The organism is Serratia sp. DD3 (assembly GCF_000496755.2).
Window position 1 is genome coordinate 82,853 of the sequence record NZ_AYKS02000044.1, and the last position, 20,386, is coordinate 103,238.

The following is a 20,386-nucleotide window of genomic DNA, read 5'->3' on the forward strand; positions in this document are numbered from 1 at the left end:
TGCGGGAAAGGCCAGAAACCTTAAACCAATCCGATTAATTAAAATTACGTCATTTAAACAGCCTTATTATTTCTTCATAAAATATGAAAGGAAGCTATTATGATTGATATTAATCGCCGCCATTTCCTGAAAATAGCAGGAAGCATGGCGACATTAAGTATGATTCCTGAAAGTATCCAAAAAGCATTAGCGATACCCGCCAACCAACGTACCGGATCGTTACAGGATGTCGAACACATCGTCGTCTTAATGCAGGAAAACCGCTCATTTGATCATTACTTTGGTACCCTCAATGGGGTACGCGGTTTTGGCGACCCACGCCCCATCCCCTTGCCCAGCGGAAGACCGGTGTGGTATCAACCAGTAGGAAAAAATGCCGATCAACGCTTAGCTCCCTACGCTAATGTCAGTAACAGTAGCTGGCAAAAAACAGACTTATGGTATGAAGCGGATCCACTGGCACAGGCGAAAATGGATTATTTGCTGCCATTCAAACTCGACCCAACATCGACAAGTGCTCAGCATATGGAAAGCACCGACCATCACTGGAAACTGAGCCAAGGATTATGGAAAAACTGGGATGCCTGGGTACCGTTGAAAAGTAAAATGTCGATGGCTTATTTTGATGCCGCTAAAGATCTGCCGTTTTATTATCATTTGGCAGACGCCTTTACTATCTGCGACGCCAATCACTGTTCGATCTTTGCCAACACCGAACCCAATCGCGAATATTATACCAGTGGTGCCAGTGTTTACACCATGAGCGGCTATGACCCGAAAAACCCTAACAAACGTTTACATGGGCAGGAGCTTGACAGTAACTGGACTGGGGAGATGAAACAGGATACGCCCTGGGAAGGATTGTTATGGAAGAGTTATGCGGAGCAACTGCAGGAACATAATATTGACTGGCGTGTCTATCAGGCTTATTCAAATTATGGCTGCAATGAATTTGCTTATTTCAAAACATTCAGAAAGCTGGATGAAAGTTCAGATCTCTATAAACGTGGCCGCGCTTATGTGGGTGAAAAGCTCCCATCATTTGATGGACCTTACGATGAAATACTGGCAAATGCCTTGCAGGAGGATGTGCTAAATGATCGGCTACCTCAGGTTTCATGGATCATCTGCCCAGATGCGTTTTGTGAACACCCTACCGAAACCCCTGCTGCCGGACAGGCTCTGGTGGACAAGTTACTGCGAGCACTCACCTCTAACCCTGATGTCTGGTCAAAAACCGTATTCATCATCAATTACGATGAGAATGATGGTTTGTTCGACCACATGCCGGTAAATGTTCCCCCGGTGAATACCCAGCTCTACGGTTATCAGGGATTAAGCACGGTCTCAGTTGCCGAAGAAAATTACAATGGTGTGCCAATCGGCTTGGGGCCTAGAGTGCCGATGATGGTCGTTTCGCCATGGAGTAAAGGGGGCTGGGTCTGTTCCGAACTCTTTGATCACACCTCGGTATTGCGTTTTATCGAACAACGCTTCGGCGTGGCATGTGAAAATATCTCCCCGTGGCGTCGTGCACTCTGTGGGGATTTAACCTCGGCTTTTGATTTTAAAACGCCAGAGACTCTCCTCCCTCCCCTGCCTGATACCGTAAACTACAAAGCTGAAGCGGAAGCTACCGGGGCATTCCCCGACCCGCTACCGCCAGAAATACAGTCACGCCCGGTACAGCAGTTGGGGCAGCGCCGTGCCCGTGCCCTGCCTTATGAGTTTTTTGTTCATGCTCGTGTCGATACCAGCGAACAACGCTTTTGGCTTGATTTTGCCAATACCGGTGGCACCGGGGCAGGATTTATTGTCTATGCCAACAACCACGCCCAGTTTGATGACAGCGACAAAACCTATGAGCCCGATGATACCGTTCTGCCTGACCGTACCTTTGTAGACGCCAACGATCATAAAGGCCCATGGCAATATTCGGTCGAAGCCAATAAAACGCTTTCAGACAGTTGGGTATTCGCCGAAAACAATAAACAGGACCAGCCTTACGATTTTTCTGTGTATGGCCCTAATGGTTTCCTGGCTCAATTCAAGGGAATACTCCCTGCCGCACCAGAAATACCGATACAACCAGAAGTCGCACTCTGCTATGACATCACTTATGGCAATGTGTTGTTAACATTAAAAAACCCCACTAACAACAACATCAGTTTTTATGTTGCCAATGGTTATGACAGCAGTGACACCCGTTCTTTTACGGTTAAGGCTGGCATGTCGGTACAAGAAAGTTGGAACCTGACGGCCAGTTCACAGTGGTTTGATCTGCGGGTCACAACAACAGCCGGAGATGGCTTTTTACGCCGCTTTGCCGGTCATGTTGAGACGGGAAACCCCAGCTTAACCGACCCCAAAATCGGTGGTATTGCTGTCGATACTCTCTAAAACAAGGACTCATTGAATATCATGATTAAAAACCTCTTGGGGATATCCAAAGTCGTCTTCCTGGCAACCATGCTCACGGCCTGCAATGGAGACTCAACATCACAGGACCAGGGTACCGGTACGGGTACGGATAAGGGTACGGTTACGCCCCCGCTACCTGAGTCCACTGACGATTCTCGGCATGTCTTGCTGATTACTGTTGATGGGCTCGATGCAGCCCAGTTGCAACAGGCTATAACAGCAGGGACGATGCCGAGCCTATCATCATTATCCTTCACGCCTGCCTATACTGGTGGCATCGTAGGTACTGCGACTCAACAAGATCTGCTCAGCGGCCCTGGCTTGTCGACTATTTTCACAGGAAACTGGGCTAATCGCCATCAAGTCACTTCCGATACCACCGCGCAGGTTATTCAGGGGAAAACCCTGTTTACTCGCCTGAAAACTGCCGATGCCGCCCATCACAGCGTGGTTATTGCCAGTAACCCCTTGCTCCCAGACCTGTTACAAGATGAACAAAATAAGGGAGCCATCGATCACATGATCGATTGCGCAGGAGTTGATCTCTGTGTTGCTCAAGCTGCCAGTCTGCTGATCCAAGATGAGCAATATGACACGGTTGTCGCCAATTTTCACAACCTGTCATCCGTCTCCAACAGTGGACTCTATAGCGATTATCAGCAGGGGCTCAAAACACTTAACCAGCAACTGGATTCATTGTTTAACGCAGTGAAAAGTCAGCAGGCAAAGGCTCCGCTACAAAAATGGCTTATCATTGTTACCAGTGATCGTGGATTACGCAGCAAAGGCGCACTACCCGCTTTACCCTCGGCAAATCAAACCGTCTTCATCGCCATGAATCAGCCAGGTAATGCCTTGTTTAAACGCTCTACAGTGTCCAGTATTTATGACTATGCCAGTCAGACCGATGTTACGCCGACCATTCTTGATTTTATGGAAGTTAAAGAAGAGGACCTCGCTCAATGGGATATGGACGGGCAGTCATTACTTTCTTTACCCGCGGTACAACAGTTGCAGGCGACTGTCGATGGCAAAGAGATTAATCTGAACTGGCGGTTGGCAGCAGATAGCACCATTCCCGCAGGGATCACCGTCTATCGAAATGGCCAGTTAATTGACAGCCTGCCGGGCACTGCCACAACCTATCACGATTCTGCCCCTGGAATTGGGCTGGAAGGTGAAAAAAACTATACGTTTAACTATGTGGTTGCCGCAGACTATAGCATTGCTGCAGCAGATACCCCCATAAGCACGCCAGATAACAGCAGTACTACTCATAGTGTACCGACAGCGGTACTGGCATCGGTAGATTATCAAGCGCCTAACAATGAACTAGCACCAAAGTTACTTGATGGATTGCTCGCCTTTTTACCTTTTGATAATGGATTAGTCGATATCAAAGGGGGGAGTGGCTTGGCCAGACTGAATGCGACGGATACCCCCATATCTTTTACCAGTGATAACTTTTCTGGTCAGGCCTTGGTGATCGACCCGAAGGTAAATAGCTATACCATGCCTGCACCACTGGCCAGCCTGCCGCAATTTACCATCGGTTTTTGGTATAATTCTGATGCTAAACAAGCCTGGCTACCGATGGTCACTAATAAAGATTGGGATTCCGGCAAAAATAGCGGTTTTATCATCAGCCAGACCAGCGGTGCGAATGGTGTAACCATGAATTTTGGTGACGGTAGCCAGCGGGCAGACACCAATCTGTATCTTCCGTCGAATCAATGGGTTTACATTGCTCTGACTGTCGATGTTACGGCACAAAAAGCCATCGCCTATGTCGCTCAACCGGGACAAAAGCTACAAATCAGCCCGCTTGACCTTTCATCACTGAATCTGGCGAAAACCTTTTCCAACGAAACATTGGTTTTCAATGAGGATGCTACTGGCGTGTTTTACCGTGGTTATGCTATTGGCAGCGTTTCACCCAAGTATAACGATTTCGCGTTATGGGGGCGGGTACTCAGTGCCAATGAAGTCACCATGTTGTTCAGCTCTGGACAATCATTGACGACCCTAAACCCTTAAACGTTAACTCGGTAAGTTCTGTCGCACACGTTTCCTTTTCACTGTTCTGGTGAGAAGGAAGCGTGTGCCAGCTGAAAGCCGTTATCCAAAGTGGTCGTACCCAATCATCAATAACCCCTCATGGGATCACCGCCTGCAGTAGCCAACACTCCCCACTGAATAGGGATGGGTATAAATAGCAATAACGCCAACAACGTACTGTTTGCTGGCCTGACTGCAACGCTCGCAAAACCCATCTGCAATAACAATCGGCTATAGCTGAACAGAAAAGCACCATACAAACAGACGACTGTAGACCTGCATCCCGTCATTACCGTATAATCACGCCGCCTGGCCCCTTAGCTCAGCGGTTAGAGCAGTCGACTCATAATCGATTGGTCGCTGGTTCAAACCCAGCAGGGGCCACCAAATTTTAGTAGTAAAATCATATAATTAAGCCACCTTTCAAGGTGGCTTTTTTATTGGCTAAATTTCAAGTGGCGATAAAATGGCGATGTATTTTAAGTTTTCCCTATCTTTTACATAAAGCTACGCTCCTTCCTACCATAGAATGCAAGCGTGTGAATGACCTCAGCATGCACTCGATCAAGGATATCCTTCCTCAAGCGCGCCACAATTTTAGCTGCCATTTCATTTTCTAGACTGCTGCCAAGAGCTCGCAGGATCTTATCTGTATCGCTGATTGTGAGTTGTTGTGATGAGTTCAGGTCTAACACCCGTTGTAGGCGGCTATAGGGAATTGCTGTTTGCTCCGATATCGATCATGTGCAAGTTGAAAAGTTGAGCACACCAAAACAGGCACCCTCAAAATCACGCCAGCAGATTGAAGATAATTACCAGATCACGGCAGATATGGGTAAAGCGCGGGGAATGGTGGAACGTCCACTAAAGGTTAAAAAAGGCAGCACTGCAAATGCTGTCCTTTGGATTGAATCGAGGGATGATCAGTCGTGTTCTTGTTTACCTTTCTTGCGCTGTCTGCGTTTGATCTCGCCTCTGATTGAGGTTACGACAAAACTTGCGGTGCTTTCGCCTTCGTCCTTTACTTTTTCAAGTTCATCAATTAATTCAAGAGGAACCCTTGATACGATTTGCTGTGACTTGTTATTACGTGAACCCGTTGCCATTGGTCAACCTCTTCGCAATAGGTGGCATTCAGTATACAGGAAAAATAAATGCTACCAGACATTGAAGTGGCATTCACTTAGTTATATTGTAGTGAATGCCACCTGTAATGTATTACAGAGCAAAAATAGCGACGCCCCAGAGTGCTTCGAACCACTACCGAGGCGTCTAACCACAACGTTAGAGGAACTAACGCCATGGCTACCACAAAGTGTACCTACATCTTTGCGGCGATCAACCGCACCCAGAAGAAAGTTAAGCCCATTATGCTGCGGGGAACCGCGTCTGATGAAAAATCAGCCCGCCGCCGCTATGCCCCTGATTACATCTTGCTGTTTGCTGGCCGCCTACTGGTACAAGGGGGTGATCATGTCTGACCTGATCGATAGAACCCCACTGACTGCCCAAGAGGTGGCTTTTCAGTGCTTGGCACTGACGCACGCCGCCCTATTTTCAAATCAGCAAGCCATAAGGGAAACACTGCTGTTTATCCTTCTCGACAGAGTAGACACGCTCTATGAGATGTTGCCGGAACAATGCACAACATGCAGCGAACCAGCAACCAAATAGCAGGAATATAAACCATCAACCGGTCACACGCTGGGGCCAAACTCAGCCCCAAAATGGCACCAGCGGTGATATCCCCCTGTTGTAGTCGGGATAGGAAAGGCCAGAGCCAAGCACCAACTTTCTGTTTCCTGAAAGTTTTCAGCCTTGCCATACACCTGCTCAGAGCCGACGTGTGTCACACAGCCGCTTTATGCCCTGATGAAGTGGATGACTGGATCCCTGAAGGATTGAACGCATTAACTAAGTGGGCAAAGGAGTGATCGTTGGCCTGTACTGCGGCACACTTGAGCTGGCGCTTTTGTTGAATGGCTAATGCGAGAGTCGGCATTGATAACTATGTGACTAGGGTGACAAGTCTGCCGCGAGCAGACTTGAACGCTGCTTGCAGCGGCCCCGTGAGGGGCGAGGCTCAGGAGGAGCCGAGTATCTGAGAGAAGCCAACACCGCTGCAAGTTGAATAGCGACGGGTATATACTCAGTTTATATTAATCCATTAATGAATAGCATCGCTGCAAACAACCGGTGCTATTCAACATAATTTAATTTGTTATAAAAACCATTCTGGTTTCACACCAAAACGAGCCGACAGTGCCTTAATGTGAGTGATGGTCAAAGAACGCTGACCAGACAGAATCTGGCTAATCAGTGATTTAGAACCGATCTCCTCTTTGAGATCAGAATAAGACAGCTTGTGCTGGTCAATCAGGGTACGCAGCAGTGCAACGCCGACCGGCATTTCAGCGATAGCTTTGTTGAATTCAGCGAAACGAGGGCTGTTATCTTCATAGTCGGCAATCTTACTCGCCAGTAAGTCAATAAGTGGGTTCTCGTCGTCGTTCTCGATCAGGTAGTCCACCAGCTCCATAGCTTCGCGGTAATCGCTCTCGGACGAACTGCCCCCCAGGAAGGGGACAGCAGCTATGAGTTGTTTGGTTGCTTCAATGGCTTTTGCAGTGTCGATAATCATTCTTTGTTCTCCCTGTAATAGCGGCTCAACTTGTCGTAATCAGCATGGGTTGCGATGTGCTTCACATAGAATTGATTTGCTTATCTAGTTCCCTCATTGATGAGGGAACCATGGGATAACTCGCTGTTTCAATTTACTCAATTTGCTTGCGCGACTTTACCCGATTAGTTTCAGGTCGGCTCTGCGGTGCCGCTTTTGCTCATCGTAGTAATTCTCATGCGTTCCTAGGCTCAGGAGATAGATTGTTAGTTTTTGGTCCAGCCAAGTGTAGCCAAGCAGGTATTGCTGCTTCCCATGTAAAACTTATGTACCCACAGATAGCGGAGATCGCCTTTCGTGCGTTCGCCTATCTCTGGGTTTGCGATGATGCACTCAATCTCTTCATCAACGCTGTACTGATCTTCTTTACTCAGGCGATTAAAGACTTGACCGGTAAACCTCAATTTCCTGACCTGTCTTTTCTGCGCACATATTTCTTCATTCTCCCGTTGTCCATTTCTGATTTCGCCAGCAGGATTTCGTTGATAAAGGAAAACGGTAGATCGGGATTGTCCTCAGCAATCCGGCCAATCTTAGCCCAGTGCTCAATCTGTTTGGGCACGCTACGGCTCATCGCGTCTGCGTGTATTTTAACTTCTTTAACAAAATCATCATCTAAGCGGATGCTTGTTGCCATTTTAAACCTCATGATGTAGTCACCCGAGCCTGTAAGGTATTGGGGTGGTTTCAATTGCTACGTTAGTGTTTGACGCACTACAGTCGTTATTGCGCGACAATTTGTCGCACAATGCAACTTAATTACGTGCGAGGTCGATTACTTGTTGGCTAATTGTGTCTGCTTCACGCTCTGAGCTAACAGCTAGATTTAACCGTGGCTAACACAGCAGGCCATCAGGCCAGGTTGCCGCCAATCAATGAAAGAGTCAGCAATCCCCCATCCTTTGTGGTAACAGCTTTTGGCAGGTTTCCATCACTATTGGGCATATAGTTTTATACAGACCAACGACCGGAATCCCTCAGTTCTTGTGCACAAAGTGTCAAGTTTATTGCCCTACTTGCCCTGTTCACTTTTGAGCTTTTTGCCCTACTCGGAACCCGTGTCAGTACTGGCTTTAGTCTATGTTGGTATGGGCAAAAACCCTGCCGGTTGATGTATAGAAATATTAAGGTTTTTCAAGCGTGAAAGACAAAAGTGTAAAGCGGCCATATATCTGAATATATCGCTTATATTCGAATTGCCTGACTGACACTAAACTGTTAGAAAGGCGGTACGTTAGACTGATTTTATGGTAAATCCGCAGAAAAAATGAGAAGGGGTTAATATGCGACAAGTCACTATTGTTGCTTATGATGAGCAGTGGCCTAGCCTATTTGAGGCTGAAAGCTCACTGTTACAGATAACACTTGGCAAGGTGATCTCGCGGATTCACCATGTTGGCAGCACGTCGGTACCGGAGTTGGCAGCAAAACCAGTCATAGACATATTGCTGGAGGTTGTTAGTCTGAATGAGTTGGATAACTTAAACGTTGAAATGGTGCGAGCTGGATATAATGCACGTGGCGAAAATGGTATTTCAAATCGCAGGTATTTCACCAAGGGCGGGGATCAACGTAGTCACCAAGTTCATGCTTTCGTCGTCGGTGATACGCAAATCGTAAAACATCTGGTATTCCGTGATTATCTGATAAAAAACAAGAAAGCAGCAGAACTGTATGCCGAGATAAAACGTGCAGCGGTGCTAGCAAGTGAAAACGATATTCATCGCTATAGCGCTTTTAAGGCAGACTTCATTGAACATCATCTTCGACTAGCGCTCATGAACCTAGAATGATAGATAGCGTTTTTCGCCCTGATCAAGGTCATTTGAATAAATTCGATGCAGGAGTTCCAATTAACTTCCTCTCAATTATTTCAATGATCAGATCGAGTGGAAAAATTATTTCATTGGTATATTTCAGCTCTTCAATTGTCCACCAGTGGTGATCTCGAATAACTTTCTTTTCGTTGCTAGTCCACCTCGAGCGGTCAATATCTGATTTATCAGCATTAATAATAAAGAAACGTTCTTCTGCAAGAACAGTTTCACCACTTGGTAGCATCATTTTAAAGTTTCTGGATGCTATCTGCGGCCCTGCTGTTGTTCTTGTTAGCCCCGTCTCTTCAAATAATTCGCGCAAAGCAGCCTGCTCGTAAGATTCATTGTGTTCAAGCCCTCCACCTGGAGTTGCCCAGTATGCATTTCCACTCAACGCATCATCTTTATGGCAGAAACTAAAGAGCAAGACGTGATTTTCAGGTGAAAGAACTATTAACCGAGATGCTGGTCGAGTACGCAAAAATCCCCCTATATATAAAATGTCAACTTCAACTTTTGAAGTTATATAAACATAATTTTCATTAAAAATCGCCTAATATAACGGCATTCTCTCGCAGCTTTAACTACATTCAACTTCCACTTTTCGCTTATAGCAGACCTGACAGCCCATCAGTATGCCCGTTTCGTGCCAAATATAGTCATTCGAACCCTGAGAGTTACACTTTTAAGTGATTCAGGGTATGCGCTTACTGGTTACGAATATTGTGCCAGAATCATGTGATTTGATGATTGCCGCTTTGCTTTCGAGCCAGTAAGTGCTCCACGTTCGCTAACGAATACTCAGGGCATGCAGACAAACTGCTGACTATATTTCTTTCGAAGAGCGTGGAATGCATACCAATCCCCGGTGAAAAGGAGTTGGTTATGACTGCGATAGATCAGTTTGCTGCTCATGTTGGTTTGGACTGGGCGGATAAAAAACACGATGTCTGCGTTCAGTTTAAAAACGGTGAGCGTATATTCCATGTGGTTGAACATACTCCGGAAGCCCTTGATATCTGGCTTACCAAGTTACACCAGAAGGTAAAAGGCAGGATCGCTATAGCTCTCGAACTGAAAAAGGGCCCGGTAGTGTATGCTCTCCAGAAGTACCCATTTGTCACTGTTTTTCCAGTACACGCGTTGTCACTGGCCCGCTATCGGCAGACCTTTTGGCCAAGTGGTGCGAAGGATGATCCGCAGGATGCTGAGTTAGCGTTAGAGTTGATGCTACGCTATCCCGAAAAGATCAAAGCCATTGAACCCGACAATGCGGATATTCGATTACTTCAACAGCTAGTTGAACAGCGTCGACTGCTGGTCGAAGACAAACGCCGTTTTGTGAATCGTCTCATCAACACGCTTAAGCAGTATTATCCTCAGCCCCTGGAATGGTTCTCGCATCGGGGTAGCTTACTATTGTGTGAACTGATTATGCGGTGGCCCAGTCTGCAACAACTGAAACGCGCCAGGCGCGACACGATCCGCAACTTTCTGAATGCCAAAGGTGGCCGTGCAATGGCCCTTACCGAGCAACGTGTTGCGAGTATTGATAACGCGATCCCATTGACGACAGACCCGAGTGTTATAGAGGCTAATGCTTTGATGGCAACAGCACTGGCGACACAAATTAAAGTCGTGAGTGAAATCATCAAAACCTATGACGAACGAATCGAAACGCTGTTTGACACATTGCCAGACGCGGGGCTGTTCAAATCACTTCCGGGCATGGGGCCGTGTATGGGCCCACGGATGCTTGCTGCACTTGGTGATAACCGTGACCGGTTTAACAGCGCTGAAGAAATTCAAAACTACGCAGGTATTGCACCGGTGACAGAACGAAGTGGCCAGAAATCCTGGGTTCACTGGCGATGGCAGTGTGCAAAGTTCGTCCGGCAGACATTCGTGGAATGGACTGCGAAGACGGTTAACTCATCATACTGGGCCAAACTGTATTATCAGGGGCTGCGAGAAAAAGGAAAATCTCATCAGTCAGCGATCCGGGCTCTGGCATTCAAATGGATAAGGATAATTTACCGCTGCTGGAAGACCAGAACCCAGTACGACGAAGCAAAATATTTGCAGGCTCTCGAGGCGCGACACTCGCCCTTACTGAAGTCATAAAAAGCTTGTCGAATGTCTCAGGGCGTGAAGCGGACATTGCTGGCATCACAATATGTTAATCAACGGGTAGCTGGTCAGCGCTACATTATGAGGCATTAATGGCTTGGATTGATGCACTGACAGCACGTGTCGCAGAACTGGTGTCAAAAAATTCGAGGGGGCCAGCAATAGTGTAATCATTATATTTAATGGTACTACTACACATATATATGCGCGCGGTGCTAAGTTAGTAAATGAAATAGCTGTACTATTCATTTTCAAGCAGTATGCTTTATAGAGATTTGACGATTTTTTGATACAAAAAATTAACTACTTTCGTGCTCTCTGATATAATGCGATAGACATGCATACTGACGAGCAAACTGTTCTCTTTATTGACAAATTTAAACGGTGAAACTTTGACTAAGAGCAAAAATGAAATTATCGAAGAGTTGGGATTGGATACGTTAAATATCAATGAGTATGAAGGCAAGAACTTCGAAGTATACAAGTATTTCGAAGGTGAATTTGAGAAACTTATCAGTACAAATGCTGAACTCTATGGGATAAAGCCTGTCACTTTTTATATAGATAACTCTACGACATGTAACGCTTTTGCTATAAAACGTAATGGTTATAATATTATAGGGATCACTAAAGGTTATCCTATTCTTATTGGGAATAAATTCAAGGAAGATTTTTTTGATAGTTTATTATTTGCTGCATTTTTAAATAATGAAAGTGTTTCAGATGGCTTTGCGTCGTTATATAAAAATGAAAATTTCTCATTTAGTAAGTTCATGCTTGATTGCTCAATTCACTTTACGTTTCATCATGAATTCCGTCATTTACTACAGTTTAATGCAATCAAAGATAAAACAGACAACCATCTCACAGAGAATTGTTTTGAACGACCTTTCGATCTTAAAAAACATATTCTAGAATACGATGCTGATAAAAGTTCCGCTAATAAAGTTGTGCTATATGTTGCAAGTATTCTTAGAAAGTTTGGCTTTCGAACTGATGGTGAATTTTTAGCATTAATATATTGTGCATTAGGCAGTTTATTTATTACTAGAGTGTTGTTCAATTATGGCTTAGTTGGGCAATGGCAAGAACCTCTTAAACCTAACCCGATGAAATTTTATACCAAAGAGAACTGGCATCCTCATCCCGCGATTAGGGCACTCAACTTGCTGGATAGCTTCAATGTATTTATTTCAGATCGGTATCCTCATCTGAAAATTGAAGCCCAAAAATTGATAACAAATAGTATGGGGATTACGAAGTTGTACCTAGATAAATTATTACCAAATGTGGATACAGCAGGTTTGATCTTTGGGGATATGTTCTCAGAAATAGAGAAATCTAATGAATACAATAACTACTTACATAATGAAGCTTTGAGCGACCCGATAATACAAAAACTGATTGATAAGTCACTATGAATTGCAACTGTTTCTGTAGTCACTTTCATGAGAGCAGACCACAAAAGTGACTACTTCCGCTCTTCGCTCATAGCAGACCTGACAGCCCATCAGTATGCCAGTTTCGTGCCAGGAGCTGACATTGCGAGCATCGTGGTGTACTTGTCAGCTTTACACCGATGAAGCACATACATCGCGTAAACTGGTTCTACTTATCACTACCGTTAAAAATGGCGAGATTACCTATGATGGCGATGCAGAACATTATGTTACGGGGTATGGCCTTAAAGAAAATTCCTGCCTTGCTATATGCCTGCTCAGGGCCGACGTGCGTCACACAGCCACTTATCCCCTGATGAAGTGGATGACTGGAGCCCCGAAGGATTGAACGCATTAACTGAGTGGGCCAAGGAGTGATCGTTGGCCTATGCTGATTCATGCTTGATCTGGTGCTTTTGTTGAACTGAGCGAAGCATAATGTGATAGTTGGCTTGGTGCCAGGAGCGGATGTTTAGTGGTTCTAAAAACTCTCATGCGCGGCCAAATTTTGTCGACCACTACAATCACAATTTTACTGATTTGCAGGAAATTGATTGTCTATTTTAGCATCAGATCAATAGGTTTTGCGCTTTATTTTATCTATAATCAGGGGTAAACGTCAGGGGAACGAGTATGGCAACGGCAAATATAAATACAGCAATGCTAACTTGGGCGCGTCAGCGTTCCGGCTATTCTTTGCCTGCATTTGCCGCTAAATGCACCGTCAGCGAAGAACGCCTGATTCAGTGGGAATCCGGCGTGCAGCCCATGACGTTTAATCAGGCAATGCTTTTCGCTGAAAAGGCGCATGTCCCTTTCGGTTATCTGTTTCTGATAGCCCCACCAGTTGAAACGCTCCCCATCCCCGATTTGAGAACACAGGACAATCGCCCTGTTCATCAACCGAGCGCAGAATTATTGGATCTGGTAAAACTGATGCTCCAGCGTCAGGAATGGTACAGGGAATATCTTAGGCAGCAGTTGGCTGAACCCAACCCATTTGTCGGACGTTTATCTATGCGCAACAGCGTCGATACTATCGTCGAAGATATCCAGCAGGCATTGCGAGTTGGGCGATATCCTGAACGTGGCAACAGCGATGGTTACTATCGGGATCTGGTTAATCGTATAGAATCCCTCGGGATTTTAGTCATGCGGCAGGCTAATCTGGGCCATTTCACTCGGCCTTTACAGGTGGAAGAGTTTCGCGGGTTCGCCATTACCGATGAATATGCCCCCATTATTTTCGTCAACCACGCCGACGCCCCTGGCGCCCGGTTGTTTACGCTAATCCATGAACTGTGCCATATCTGGATCGGACAGTCCGGTATTTCCGACGGAGATGCACGTACTTCTCGTAAAGAAGAAATTTTATGCAATGCCGTGGCTGCTGAATTTCTGGTTCCGGCAGAGGAATTTACACAACTCTGGCAACCAGACCTAGAGTTCTGGCAGGATAATCTGGCTCCTCTGGAACTTCACTTTCGGGTTAGCCGGTGGGTACTGACACGACGAGCATTAACACTGAAGTTTATCGGATATGATGACTATGCGGGATATATCGCGGGGCTGAAAGCTGAATGGCAGGAGCGAGAAAAAAATGGTAAAGGCGGTCCAGGCTATTACCAGATAAAAAAAGCGCAAATCAGCCTGCCCTTTTCCCGCGCGGTTGTCGGACAGGCGCTGAGTGGCCAGCTTTTACTTCGGGAGGCAAGCGCGCTTCTCGACGGTGTGAGGCCAGCTAAAATTCCTGTTTTTGCGAAGGAGCTAGGGGTATGAGATACCTGCTGGATGCAAACACGTATATTCAAGCGAAAAATCAGTATTACGGCATGGACATCTGCCCCGCTTACTGGCACTGGTTGGATCTTCAGTTTGAGCATGGACTCATAGGTAGCGTGGATATGATTGGTAGGGAACTAAAGGATGGCAATGACGAACTGGCAGAGTGGGTAAAAGAACGTCCCGGTCATTTTATCAAAAACGACGATGCAGATACGCAAGCCGTTTTTACTCAAGTTGTTCAGACGGTTATGGCGGGTGATTACAATCCCGGCAATCGTGATAACTTTCTGGCAAAAGCCGATCCGTGGATTATAGCTAAAGCAAAGTCTATCGGTGCCGTGGTTGTGACACATGAGTCACTTGTTATTGAAGGTACTAAAAAAGTTAAAGTGCCAAACATCTGTCATCAATTCGGCGTTCCCTGTGTAAATACGTTCCAATTTCTGCGTGAATTAAATGCACGGTTTGTATTAGGCTCATAGATCTTCAATATAAAGTGTCAAGCCTATCGCCCTACTTGCCCCTGTTCACTTTTGGGCCTTGTGCCCTACTCGGAACCCGCGTTAATACTGGCTTTAGTCTATGTTGATATGGGCGAAACTCCTTCCGCTTGATGTTATAAAACCCTATATTTTTCAAACGTGGAAGGCAAAAGTGTAAAGCGGCCATGTATAGGCTCATAGCGGCCCTTGTAGCCCATCAGCCTGTCCGTTTCGTGCCAAGAGCAGAAGTTGATAAATATTTTAGGAAAAACAAAGGATTGAATTGCTACTAGTTAAACTGATAGTATCAATTATTAGGTGCTGCGCATGAAGATTATTGTATATAAAGTCGCATGTTTGTAAGGAGGTTGGTGTTACTAAATTGGAATATAAAAAATAAACACAAGTTAATTAATAGTATATTAGAGGTTAGGCTTGGGAATTATCCTTTTTAAGGTGATCAACTGTGATTAATCAATTTTCCGAAGAAATAAGTGTTTTATCAATACAGACAATTGGTCGTGAGAAATTAAATGGAATAATAATAGATATAAATAGAAAACTACTACCCATTAAATCTAGAAGCAAAGATAAATTGCTAGATGATAGCATTGATATGCTAATGGATAGCATTAAAGAAGAAAGAATACGAAATGCTATCGGCATTTCACGTTTTATACTCTATGGGGGTTTTAAAAACCCAATTAGTGCAATCAAAAAAAAAGGTGCATTTAGAACATCTAAATATGGTTACAAAACAAAAGCATTAAAATTTTTAATTTCTGACATATTTTGGGTTAATTTACTAAACAATAATGACTTAGGGTATGCAAGTAATATTTTAAGCCTCATTGAACTATCTCCTGAAATAAAATCACTTCGATTTAAAATAATATTATTCATAAAATCAAATCCCTATTTTATTAAAACAGCATTAGCTATTGCTGACATGATATATTACGACACCAAGAATTATGAAATAGCTGATGGAATGACAATGACGGATTCCCTTTTCTATAGAAACAAAGAAACCATATTATCATCCATATCTTATACATTAAGTTTATTTAAAGAGGTGACTTTTAATACAAGAGGTAACGCTGTTTTCCTTACTGATGAGGAATATAGCAATGATGTGTATATGAAATACTTCTACAACGCGCATTTAATACAAATATTTAATGACATTGAAATTAAAATAGATTTTTTTAGTTACACAGCACGTAAAGTCTACAATAATATAATTATTGAAAACTATGAGTTTGAAACAGCATTGCGCCGAAGTTATGTGAAATCAGACTTAAGATGGCGTTCTATTGCTACCAGAGCGATGGAAAATGAAACAATAACAAAGAAATTTAAGATGTTCTCCGAATTCATTTCGGAATTTTTTTCTGCCAATGACAAAAGTAATGATAATATTGTTTACGAATTAAAAGATTTACCAATAAAAAGAATCGTACTAAATATGCTTTGTTTTCATTATGGACACGAATGTAATATCTATAGCCATAACAGCCTGTTCTTGGAAGAGGCTGTTATGATTGAAACTTTATCTTTAGAAAACTATAACTATGAATATCTAAACATAAAATTGCACAAAAACTTTACTGCTATAGATATAATAAAAATACAAAGATACTTTGGTTATATTAGCCATGCATTCAACTACGCATGTAATGATTTACTTTCGAAAAAAACACTTAATTTGGACTTAATAAGAAGACGTTCAATATTACCAAAGTGTAGTATTGAACAACTTGCAATTATGCTAAATAGCATCTGCAATCATCCTATCGATGAATGTAGAGAGTTTATTGAAATAATTAGTTTTGACTTGTCACATGGTAATGATTGCGTTGATATTCAATACAGTCCAATTTTAAACATTGATGGCGAAGTTATATTTTCACCAACAATACTTCATAATTCCAATCTAGTTAGATCTATCGCATTTAGAAAAAAAATAAATCTATCTACATTTAATAAAAAAGATCATATGATAGATGCAATAAATAAAGCTTTAGTGGATAAAGGGTTTCATGTTAACGTCGATTTTAAATTTGGCGATGATGAAATTGATGTAATTGCCTACCTCGATGGAGTCTTATTTATATTTGAGTGTAAAAACCCCTATCATCCAGTAAGTGACTTTGAGTTGAGAAATACTTACAGCCATTTGGAAAAAGGATTTTCACAAATAGAAAAATTCAAAAAAATACTTAAGGATACTAACTCATTCAAACAACTACTTACAAAGGCAAGAATAGCACCTTCTGTTGTAAGTGATATTCATTATGGGGTTATAAATGCCAATCGCGTATTAAGCGGGTTGATTAATAATCATATAAAAACATTTCATGCGAATGAATTGATAAATTTTATCGAAACAGGGATGATCATGTCTCATGGCAATAAAATCAATACGTGGAAAAGTAACGAATTCGATGTAAGTGACTTAGTAGGTTATATCCAAGGGAGTAATAAGTTTTATAATGAGCTAGATAAATTAAAAAGAAATATTGCTCATGAATACAAATTCGAATATAAAAAATTAACTATTTTAAGTTGTATCTTTGAACTTAAGTAATTTGCAAGTTAGTGAGTTATTGTATGACCTCTTTGAAAAGGGCGGCCACTATGGTAAGTTTATGGCAAACTATAAACTGTCGATGTATCAAATATAGAAATTAGCAATTCGAAAATTTTCTTTGATACCTTTAAACAGACGATCATGGACGACCATCGTGGCAAAAAATTTTTAACTTGACGCGAATGGCGAAGTGGAGTGGTTAACCATCGCGCCCGGTCACGTACATCGCCCTGCCCTCGGTACCTTTGCCGGCATTAAGTCCAGTATCTGTTGACCTGCTCCCCATTAATTGAAACTTTATATTGTCAGTTAAACCTTCATCAGCAGATAGGTATGAACTTCCGTTTTTCGCTCGGATCGGACCTTCGGCTCATTTAGCTTGTCCGCTCCGTGCCAATCTGTACCGGGGCGGTTCAGCTCAGAAGTCGGATGAGATAATGCAACTAGGTTCGGTTTCCATACTATTTTGGCTACCCCATATGGCGGGTGAAATGGTCAATTCCAGTATTCGTATTTCGCCGTCATGAAGGCTTTATGTTTGTCCACATACTGTTTACCCGTCCGATCGACTGGGACGACCATAATATCCATATTGGCGCGTGTGCATTCTCCATGCGAGTTCCACTCCTCACACGTAATCAGGTTTTTTTCGATGGTGAAATACGTCTGGGTCTTGCTCACGGACAGTTCACGGCCCTCGTTATCATAGGCATACTCTTCTATCGTTGAGGGGGATTGGGTTTTGATCAGACGATCATTACCATCATAGCTGTATACAATCGTATTGTTATCTATCGCCAAACTTCCTTTGTTTACCGCCCTTGCCAGCAACCCTGATGAATTTAAAACGTAGTCTATTGTGCCCACTGTGGTTTTGTCTTTATCTTCTGCTTTTGTGGCCAAGATAATAGAACGATTAACCACGTGGCTGATAAATCCTTTATTATTAAGCTGGTACATTCCCTCCAGAGTCTGCCGATATAGTTGTGTGGTCTTCTGACTGTTGTTATCGGCTATGACTCCGTTCACATCCAACTGAATGCGCCAGCCAAATTCCGTTCTGTTAAGTTGAATTTCATTGGTAGCCGTGAAAACATTTTTCGGGCCTGTTGAGGTTTTGACCTCTTTTATACTGCCGCCAATTAGCTCACCGCATTGGCTGAAGTTGCTTTGAGCCGATACGCGGAGATACCCATCAGGGCTATCAATAGTGATTTCAACCGATTTGGGGATTTCTGTTCTTGTCTGCTGGCTCAAGAGGATGAAGTTGTTTAGTTTGTTTTTAGCGAAGGTTTCCGCTGTGCATTGTGCCGCATAAGTCTGGAATGTGCAGAGGGATAAGAGAATAATAAACAGGTTTTTATTATTGAATGGCATTATTTGTTGTCCTCAGGAACCGACCAGTTATCTGAATGTACCATTTAGCTTGCCAAGAAAAGGTTTATTTCTATGGCTCGGTTGAACTCGGGATCGTCTCAAATGAGGGGGCACCGAGTAACTATATGTTTTAATTTACTCAATTTGCTTGCGCGACTTTACCCGATTAGTTTCAGGTCGGCTCTGCGGTGCCGCTTTTGCTCATCGTAGTAATTCTCATGCGTTCCTAGGCTCAAAAGATAGATTGTCAGTTTTTGGTCCAGCCAAGAGTAGCCAAGCAGGTATTGCTGCTTCCCACGTAAAACTTATGTACCCACAGATAGCTGAGATCGCCTTTCGTGCGTTCGCCTATCTCCGGGTTTGCGATGATGCACTCAATCTCTTCATCAACGCTGTACTGATCTTCTTTACTCAGGCGATTAAAGACTTGACCAGTAAACCTCAATTTCCTGACCTGTCTTCTCTGCGCGCATATTTCTTCATTCTCCCGTTGTCCATTTCTGATTTCGCCAGCAGCATTTCGTTGATAAAGGAAAACGGTAGATCGGGGTTGTCCTCAGCAATCCGGCCAATCTTAGCCCAGTGCTCAATCTGTTTGGGCACGCTACGGTTCATCGCGTCTGCGTGTATTTTAACTTCTTTAACAAAATCATCATCTAAGCGGATGCTTGTTGCCATTTTAAACCTCATGATGTAGTCACCCGAGCCTGTAAGGTATTGGGGTGGTTTCAATTGCTACGTTAGTGTTTGACGCGCTACAGTCGTTATTGCGCGACAATTTGTCGCACAATGCAACTTAATTACGTGCGAGGTCGATTACTTGTTGGCTAATTGTGTCTGCTTCACGCTCTGAGCTAACAGCCAGATTTAACCGTGGCTAACACAGCAGGCCATCAGGCCAGGTTGCCGCCAATCAATGAAAGAGTCAGCAATCCCCCATCCTTTGTGGTAACAGCTTTTGGCAGGTTTCCATCACTATTGGGCATATAGTTTTATACAGACCAACGACCGGAATCCCTCAGTTCTTGTGCACAAAGTGTCAAGTTTATTGCCCTACTTGCCCTGTTCACTTTTGAGCTTTTTGCCCTACTCGGAACCCGTGTCAGTACTGGCTTTAGTCTATGTTGGTATGGGCAAAAACCCCGCCGGTTGATGTATAGAAATATTAAGGTTTTTCAAGCGTGAAAGATAAAAGTGTAAAGCGGCCATATATCTGAATATATCGCTTATATTCGAATTGCCTGACTGACACTAAACTGTTAGAAAGGCGGTACGTTAGACTGATTTTATGGTAAATCCGCAGAAAAAATGAGAAAGGGTTAATATGCGACAAGTCACTATTGTTGCTTATGATGAGCAGTGGCCTAGCCTATTTGAGGCTGAAAGCTCACTGTTACAGATAACACTTGGCAAGGTGATCTCGCGGATTCACCATGTTGGCAGCACGTCGGTACCGGAGTTGGCAGCAAAACCAGTCATAGACATATTGCTGGAGGTTGTTAGTCTGAATGAGTTGGATAACTTAAACGTTGAAATGGTGCGAGCTGGATATAATGCACGTGGCGAAAATGGTATTTCAAATCGCAGGTATTTCACCAAGGGCG

At 43.7% G+C, this 20,386-nt stretch carries 17 protein-coding genes, 1 tRNA gene and 2 pseudogenes; 12 read left to right on the forward strand and 8 right to left on the reverse strand.

All coding sequences use genetic code 11. From position 1 onward, the window contains the following. The first annotated feature begins 99 nt into the window (after positions 1 to 99). From IO95_RS07435 to IO95_RS07445, 3 genes are all read left to right on the forward strand, one after another. Positions 100 to 2,400: a phosphocholine-specific phospholipase C gene (locus tag IO95_RS07435; RefSeq protein ID WP_023491312.1), complete on the forward strand. Its 2,301-nt coding sequence runs from the start codon at positions 100 to 102 to the stop codon at positions 2,398 to 2,400. A gap of 21 nt (positions 2,401 to 2,421) precedes the next feature. Beyond that, on the forward strand, positions 2,422 to 4,458 hold the full coding sequence (locus tag IO95_RS07440) for a LamG-like jellyroll fold domain-containing protein (RefSeq protein WP_023491314.1): 2,037 nt from the start codon (positions 2,422 to 2,424) through the stop codon (positions 4,456 to 4,458). A gap of 332 nt (positions 4,459 to 4,790) precedes the next feature. After that, a tRNA-Ile gene (locus IO95_RS07445) sits at positions 4,791 to 4,866 on the forward strand. Between the two features lie 536 nt (positions 4,867 to 5,402). Here IO95_RS07445 and IO95_RS07455 read toward each other — a convergent pair. Continuing rightward, positions 5,403 to 5,585, reverse strand: coding sequence for a YlcI/YnfO family protein (locus IO95_RS07455; RefSeq protein WP_023491315.1), 183 nt, complete (start codon positions 5,583 to 5,585; stop codon positions 5,403 to 5,405). 195 nt (positions 5,586 to 5,780) lie between these two features. Between IO95_RS07455 and IO95_RS07460 the strand changes: the two genes are divergently transcribed. Both IO95_RS07460 and IO95_RS07465 read left to right on the forward strand, forming a co-directional pair. Beyond that, the gene (locus IO95_RS07460; protein WP_023491317.1) at positions 5,781 to 5,960 is read left to right on the forward strand and encodes a host cell division inhibitor Icd-like protein; all 180 of its coding nucleotides are present in this window, start codon (positions 5,781 to 5,783) and stop codon (positions 5,958 to 5,960) included. Beyond that, positions 5,953 to 6,153 carry a hypothetical protein gene (locus tag IO95_RS07465; RefSeq protein WP_023491319.1) on the forward strand — a complete coding sequence of 67 codons (201 nt, stop codon included), beginning with the start codon at positions 5,953 to 5,955 and terminating at the stop codon, positions 6,151 to 6,153. Before IO95_RS07460 ends, IO95_RS07465 begins: the two co-directional genes overlap by 8 nt. Before the next feature lie 547 nt (positions 6,154 to 6,700). Here the strand turns inward: IO95_RS07465 and IO95_RS07470 are convergent. The 3 genes and pseudogenes from IO95_RS07470 to IO95_RS07480 all read right to left on the reverse strand — a co-directional run bounded on the left by IO95_RS07470 (position 6,701) and on the right by IO95_RS07480 (position 7,796). Continuing rightward, positions 6,701 to 7,120, reverse strand: coding sequence for a type II toxin-antitoxin system HigA family antitoxin (locus IO95_RS07470; RefSeq protein ID WP_023491321.1), 420 nt, complete (start codon positions 7,118 to 7,120; stop codon positions 6,701 to 6,703). 156 nt (positions 7,121 to 7,276) lie between these two features. After that, positions 7,277 to 7,563 (reverse strand): annotated as a pseudogene (locus tag IO95_RS26020) (type II toxin-antitoxin system RelE/ParE family toxin). Next, positions 7,560 to 7,796 (reverse strand): hypothetical protein, encoded by a 237-nt coding sequence (locus IO95_RS07480; protein WP_023492917.1) that lies wholly within the window; start codon positions 7,794 to 7,796, stop codon positions 7,560 to 7,562. Before IO95_RS07480 ends, IO95_RS26020 begins: the two are co-directional and overlap by 4 nt. A 646-nt stretch (positions 7,797 to 8,442) precedes the next feature. Between IO95_RS07480 and IO95_RS07485 the strand changes: the two genes are divergently transcribed. Next, the gene (locus tag IO95_RS07485; protein WP_037384641.1) at positions 8,443 to 8,952 is read left to right on the forward strand and encodes a GrpB family protein; all 510 of its coding nucleotides are present in this window, start codon (positions 8,443 to 8,445) and stop codon (positions 8,950 to 8,952) included. Between the two features lie 28 nt (positions 8,953 to 8,980). On the opposite strand, the gene IO95_RS07490 is transcribed toward IO95_RS07485, so the two are convergent. Beyond that, a complete protein-coding gene (locus IO95_RS07490) occupies positions 8,981 to 9,457 on the reverse strand; it encodes an NUDIX hydrolase (RefSeq protein ID WP_037384644.1) in 477 nt (158 codons plus the stop codon). A gap of 404 nt (positions 9,458 to 9,861) precedes the next feature. Between IO95_RS07490 and IO95_RS07495 the strand changes: the two genes are divergently transcribed. The 5 genes from IO95_RS07495 (at position 9,862) to IO95_RS07520 (ending at position 17,402) form a co-directional block, all read left to right on the forward strand. Beyond that, entirely contained in the window at positions 9,862 to 11,100 is a 1,239-nt protein-coding gene (locus IO95_RS07495) for an IS110 family transposase (RefSeq protein WP_023492769.1), read from the forward strand. A gap of 398 nt (positions 11,101 to 11,498) precedes the next feature. Continuing rightward, entirely contained in the window at positions 11,499 to 12,527 is a 1,029-nt protein-coding gene (locus tag IO95_RS07500) for a hypothetical protein (RefSeq protein ID WP_037384647.1), read from the forward strand. A gap of 651 nt (positions 12,528 to 13,178) precedes the next feature. Then, positions 13,179 to 14,324 (forward strand): ImmA/IrrE family metallo-endopeptidase, encoded by a 1,146-nt coding sequence (locus IO95_RS07510; protein WP_023491916.1) that lies wholly within the window; start codon positions 13,179 to 13,181, stop codon positions 14,322 to 14,324. Beyond that, the gene (locus tag IO95_RS07515; RefSeq protein WP_023491917.1) at positions 14,321 to 14,812 is read left to right on the forward strand and encodes a DUF4411 family protein; all 492 of its coding nucleotides are present in this window, start codon (positions 14,321 to 14,323) and stop codon (positions 14,810 to 14,812) included. Before IO95_RS07510 ends, IO95_RS07515 begins: the two co-directional genes overlap by 4 nt. A 466-nt stretch (positions 14,813 to 15,278) precedes the next feature. After that, on the forward strand, positions 15,279 to 17,402 hold the full coding sequence (locus IO95_RS07520) for a hypothetical protein (protein ID WP_037384651.1): 2,124 nt from the start codon (positions 15,279 to 15,281) through the stop codon (positions 17,400 to 17,402). A 498-nt stretch (positions 17,403 to 17,900) separates the two neighbouring features. On the opposite strand, the gene IO95_RS07525 is transcribed toward IO95_RS07520, so the two are convergent. The 3 genes and pseudogenes from IO95_RS07525 to IO95_RS07535 form a co-directional block, all read right to left on the reverse strand. After that, a complete protein-coding gene (locus tag IO95_RS07525) occupies positions 17,901 to 18,782 on the reverse strand; it encodes a hypothetical protein (protein ID WP_037384653.1) in 882 nt (293 codons plus the stop codon). A gap of 158 nt (positions 18,783 to 18,940) precedes the next feature. Beyond that, positions 18,941 to 19,227, reverse strand: a pseudogene (locus IO95_RS26025) (type II toxin-antitoxin system RelE/ParE family toxin). After that, positions 19,224 to 19,460, reverse strand: a complete 237-nt coding sequence (locus IO95_RS07535; protein WP_023492863.1) for a hypothetical protein — start codon at positions 19,458 to 19,460, stop codon at positions 19,224 to 19,226. Before IO95_RS07535 ends, IO95_RS26025 begins: the two are co-directional and overlap by 4 nt. Before the next feature lie 646 nt (positions 19,461 to 20,106). Here IO95_RS07535 and IO95_RS07540 point away from each other — a divergent pair. Beyond that, the coding region (locus IO95_RS07540; RefSeq protein ID WP_037384658.1) for a GrpB family protein at positions 20,107 to 20,386 on the forward strand (280 nt) is incomplete at its 3' end.

Bases quoted from the DNA above. Each gene is read 5' to 3' on its own strand.
- IO95_RS07460 (WP_023491317.1), top strand. From the start codon at position 5,781: ATGGCTACCACAAAGTGTACCTACATCTTTGCGGCGATCAACCGCACC.
- IO95_RS07535 (WP_023492863.1), bottom strand. From the start codon at position 19,460: ATGGCAACAAGCATCCGCTTAGATGATGATTTTGTTAAAGAAGTTAAA.
- IO95_RS07525 (WP_037384653.1), bottom strand. From the start codon at position 18,782: ATGCCATTCAATAATAAAAACCTGTTTATTATTCTCTTATCCCTCTGC.
- IO95_RS07465 (WP_023491319.1), top strand. From the start codon at position 5,953: ATGTCTGACCTGATCGATAGAACCCCACTGACTGCCCAAGAGGTGGCT.
- IO95_RS07435 (WP_023491312.1), top strand. From the start codon at position 100: ATGATTGATATTAATCGCCGCCATTTCCTGAAAATAGCAGGAAGCATG.
- IO95_RS07440 (WP_023491314.1), top strand. From the start codon at position 2,422: ATGATTAAAAACCTCTTGGGGATATCCAAAGTCGTCTTCCTGGCAACC.
- IO95_RS07515 (WP_023491917.1), top strand. From the start codon at position 14,321: ATGAGATACCTGCTGGATGCAAACACGTATATTCAAGCGAAAAATCAG.
- IO95_RS07480 (WP_023492917.1), bottom strand. From the start codon at position 7,796: ATGGCAACAAGCATCCGCTTAGATGATGATTTTGTTAAAGAAGTTAAA.
- IO95_RS07510 (WP_023491916.1), top strand. From the start codon at position 13,179: ATGGCAACGGCAAATATAAATACAGCAATGCTAACTTGGGCGCGTCAG.
- IO95_RS07485 (WP_037384641.1), top strand. From the start codon at position 8,443: ATGCGACAAGTCACTATTGTTGCTTATGATGAGCAGTGGCCTAGCCTA.
- IO95_RS07495 (WP_023492769.1), top strand. From the start codon at position 9,862: ATGACTGCGATAGATCAGTTTGCTGCTCATGTTGGTTTGGACTGGGCG.
- IO95_RS07470 (WP_023491321.1), bottom strand. From the start codon at position 7,120: ATGATTATCGACACTGCAAAAGCCATTGAAGCAACCAAACAACTCATA.
- IO95_RS07455 (WP_023491315.1), bottom strand. From the start codon at position 5,585: ATGGCAACGGGTTCACGTAATAACAAGTCACAGCAAATCGTATCAAGG.